This is a genomic window from uncultured Winogradskyella sp. (genome assembly GCF_963975125.1).
GTDB lineage: Bacteria > Bacteroidota > Bacteroidia > Flavobacteriales > Flavobacteriaceae > Winogradskyella.
The window spans coordinates 1-3,958 of sequence record NZ_CAXBGB010000136.1 but is presented as its reverse complement, the minus strand read 5'-3'; the positions used below and the strand labels follow the sequence as shown (position 1 = coordinate 3,958).

The following is a 3,958-nucleotide window of genomic DNA, read 5'->3' as shown; positions in this document are numbered from 1 at the left end:
ACGTTTTCAGAAAATTGCACGCATGCTGTGGATTTAGGAATAAAATTGGCGAAGCACAATAATGCAGAAATACATTTTTTTCATTTTATTAAAACACCAATAGATTGGTTAAAAATTTCTAAAGCTAAAGAAAGTAATTATCCTGAAACCCTAAAACAAATTGTAGATGCCAATAGTAAATTAAAGGATTATGAATTATTGGCAAAAAAAGAACACTTAAAATGCAGAACCTTTATTGAATTTGATGAAAGTCCAGAAAATATACTGGAACATTCCAACAATTTTCATCACGATTTTATTGTTACTGGAAGTAATGTAGAACTTATTGTTCGTAAAGCCATTGTACCAGTATTAATTGTTAAAGAGGACAAAATATTGTTCCCTTTTAAAAATATTGTGTTCATTTCAAATTTTAAAAATGATGTCAGTGATGCGCTCGATAAAGTGGTTTCATTTGCAACAAAATGTAATGCAAAAATTCATTTATTGCAAATAATTCCTGAAGCTCATTTTAAAAGCAGCACGCCTAGTTTAAATCCTGTTGAGCAACTCTTGCAAAAGTTCCCAAAATTTAAAAATTACACTTTAACGGTTTACAAAGAGGTATCAGTAGAACAAGGAATTAATACTTTTATTGAACAACAACCTGTGGATTTAATTGCAATGGTCACACACGGCAAAACAGGTTTTTTAAGTCAATTCCCTAATGGTGTTACCAATAGCCTACCTATAATGACAATACATATATAAACCATGAGCAACACAATAAACATAGTAAAATATTCTGGAGATAGTGTTCCTTTTGATGTTGAAAAACTTATCAATTCATTACGTCGTGCTAAAGCAAATGAAGCGTTAATTCAGCAAATAGTAGAGCAAGTTGAAAGTCAATTATATGACGGAATTACCACCAAAAAAATATACCAAATGGCATTCAAAATGCTAAAAGGCAAATCGCGTGTAAGTGCGTCAAAATACAAACTAAAAAAAGCCTTGATGGAATTAGGGCCTACAGGATTCCCTTTTGAAAAATTAGTTGGCAAAATTATGGCTCATGAAGGTTTCGATACAAAAGTCGGAGTGATAGTGCAAGGCAATTGTGTGCAACATGAAGTAGATGTGATAGCTAAAAAAGACAACAATCACTACATGATTGAATGTAAATACCACAGCGATCAAGGACGGTTTTGTAATGTAAAAATTCCATTATACATCCATTCAAGATTTTTAGATGTAGAAAAACAATGGGAGCGTCAAAAAGGTCACGAGACAAAACTTCATAAGGGAGGTGTATATACTAATACACGATTTACAACCGATGCCATACAATATGGTAAATGTGTTGGGTTGTTATTAGCAAGTTGGGATTACCCAAGAGGAAACGGTTTAAAGGATAGAATTGATAAGTCTGGTTTACATCCACTAACGGCTTTAACAACCTTAACCAAAGCCGAAAAAACAAAGTTATTGGATAAAGGCATCGTGCTATGTAAAGAACTTCACGAAAACCCTAGTTTATTGGAACAAATAGGCGTGCCAAAACCAAGACATAAAAACATTCTCGAAGATTCAGAAAAATTATGTACAGCACATTAGTATAAAAAATAGTTAAGTATATGACAAAAATTTATTTTGAGAAATAAACTACTCGCAATTATCTGGATAACAAAGACCGCACAGGTTTTCAAAACCTGTGAGGTCTACGTAACGTAAAAGTCATAACATACTGTATATGTGCAATTTATGGTTTTATTCTAAATTTTTGTCATGTACTAAAAAAAATAGTTAAATAAACATTCGTTAATTCTAAATACAATACAGATGAAAACAGAAGCAATGCAAAACCAGAATAGTATAGATTTAGAGCCATTTTACCAAGCCTTGGAAGATGACCCAAAACTACTTGAAGAAGCCTTTGAAATATTATTAGGCATGGTAAACTTTGAACCTAAATCCATAAAGAAATTAGCGGTTCTTATCAAAGAAGATTCTCGCAATTTATATAATGAAATAGCGGAATTGAACAAATCAAGCCAAGATAAAGGGAACACGTCTTCCTGTTGCAGTGGACACTAAATAAAAATAAACAGATGAAAAATAATAAAATAAACATTCACTTTTTAGGTGCAGCAGGAACAGTAACCGGCTCAAAATATTTAGTGGATACAGGAGATAAAAAAATACTGATAGATTGCGGATTGTTTCAAGGCCTAAAAGAACTACGTCTTAAAAACTGGGAATATCCGCCCGTAAAAGTTTCAGAAATTGATATCGTACTGCTTACGCATGGTCACATGGACCACACAGGATACCTACCAAGATTGGTAAAACAAGGGTTTAATGGACCAATCTATGGCACCAATCCCACCTTGGATATCGCAAAAATCATTTTGAACGATAGTGCAAAAATTCAGGAACAAGAAGCAGAACGGGCTAACAAAGAAGGCTATTCTAAACATAGTCCAGCAGAACCACTTTATGATTTAAAAGATGTTGAAAAAACCATTCCACATTTTAAAAGTATTCCCCAATCACAATGGATTCCATTTTTTGATGGTATCAAAGCTCGTTTTCAATATAACGGTCATATTTTAGGTGCTACATTCATCGAGTTAGATGTACACGGAAAACGCTTTGTCTTTTCAGGAGATATCGGGAGAACCAATGATTTATTGTTGTATCCACCCTTAAAACCAAAAAAAGCCGATGTGTTATTCATAGAATCCACGTATGGTGGAAGGTTTCATCCTGATGAAGTGGAAGCCATTCCACAGATCGAAAAATTGGTTAATGACACCATAAATAGAGGTGGTAGTCTATTTATTCCAAGTTTTTCGGTAGAACGCGCTCAATTAATGATGCTCATTTTTTGGAGGCTATTAAAGGAAAATAAAATTCCGAAAGTCCCGATGATCATGGATAGCCCAATGGGAGCTAATGTACTGGATCTGTTCCACAGTACAAGGGATTGGCATAAACTAGAGAAACATGAATGCGACGAGATGTGTTCTTATTTTACGGTTGTGAGCAGCTATCGAGAAACTATGGAATTACGAACTGATAATAAACCAAAAATCGTTATTGCTGGAAGCGGTATGCTCACAGGAGGGCGTATGCTAAACTATCTCGAAACACAAGCACAAAACCCAAGTAGCACCCTACTTTTTATAGGTTATCAAGCCGAAGGAACTCGCGGTAGAAAATTATTGGAAGGCGAGAAAGAATTAAAAGTGTATGGAAAATGGGTGCCACTTCATATGGAAGTTGCAGAAATTGAAGGACTCTCGGCACACGCAGATCACAAAGAACTTATAGATTGGATGCGCAAAATTAAAAATAAGCCAGAGCGCATTTTCATTGTTCACGGTGAAAAAGAAAGTGCAGAAGCATTACAAAAGGGTATTAAGGAAACCTATAGTTGGGATGCAGAAATTCCGAAGCTTTATAGTATCGAAAATGTATAATTTTTTAAACTTATAAAAAATGAACACCAAAAAACTAAACACCAACTGGTATGTGGTAACCGGTGGTCCAAGCACCGGAAAAACCACAGTAATAAACATGCTGGAAAAAAGAGGTTATAAAACAACCATTGAACATGCAAGACATTATATAGACACTATGCGCATTGGAGGTCAAACCGTTGAAGATATGAGAAACAATAAAAGAAAATTTCAGTTAGGTGTTTTGGATATGCAAATAGAGCAAGAAGCCGCCATCCAGCCCAAAGATTTGGTTTTTTTGGATAGGGCCATACCAGACGCAATGGCATACTATCAATTTCTAATGCTGGACTATGACGAGAAATTACTAAACGCTATTAAAAAAACCTCATACAAAAAAATTTTCATATTAGACCGATTACCATTTACCAAAGATTATGCAAGAACCGAAGATGAAGACGATCAAAAAAAAATACATCAATTAATAATAGATGTTTATACGTCTTTAGGGTTTC

General features: G+C 34.3%; 5 protein-coding genes. All 5 read left to right on the top strand.

All coding sequences use genetic code 11. The features are described from left to right. Positions 1-750 (top strand): universal stress protein (locus AAC053_RS13670; protein WP_339757777.1); only part of this gene is annotated, 750 nt, incomplete at its 5' end. A 3-nt stretch (positions 751-753) separates the two neighbouring features. After that, positions 754-1,596, top strand: coding sequence for an ATP cone domain-containing protein (locus AAC053_RS13665; protein ID WP_339757775.1), 843 nt, complete (start codon positions 754-756; stop codon positions 1,594-1,596). Positions 1,597-1,821: 225 nt separating this feature from the next. Next, positions 1,822-2,076: a hypothetical protein gene (locus AAC053_RS13660; protein ID WP_339757772.1), complete on the top strand. Its 255-nt coding sequence runs from the start codon at positions 1,822-1,824 to the stop codon at positions 2,074-2,076. Between the two features lie 14 nt (positions 2,077-2,090). Next, positions 2,091-3,464 (top strand): MBL fold metallo-hydrolase, encoded by a 1,374-nt coding sequence (locus AAC053_RS13655; protein ID WP_339757768.1) that lies wholly within the window; start codon positions 2,091-2,093, stop codon positions 3,462-3,464. A 19-nt stretch (positions 3,465-3,483) separates the two neighbouring features. Beyond that, positions 3,484-3,958, top strand: a 475-nt coding sequence (locus AAC053_RS13650) for an ATP-binding protein (RefSeq protein WP_339757765.1), incomplete at its 3' end; no start/stop codon positions are given.

Excerpts from the sequence above, each read along its gene's own strand:
- AAC053_RS13655 (WP_339757768.1), top strand. The coding sequence starts at position 2,091 with ATGAAAAATAATAAAATAAACATTCACTTTTTAGGTGCAGCAGGAACA.
- AAC053_RS13665 (WP_339757775.1), top strand. The coding sequence starts at position 754 with ATGAGCAACACAATAAACATAGTAAAATATTCTGGAGATAGTGTTCCT.
- AAC053_RS13660 (WP_339757772.1), top strand. The coding sequence starts at position 1,822 with ATGAAAACAGAAGCAATGCAAAACCAGAATAGTATAGATTTAGAGCCA.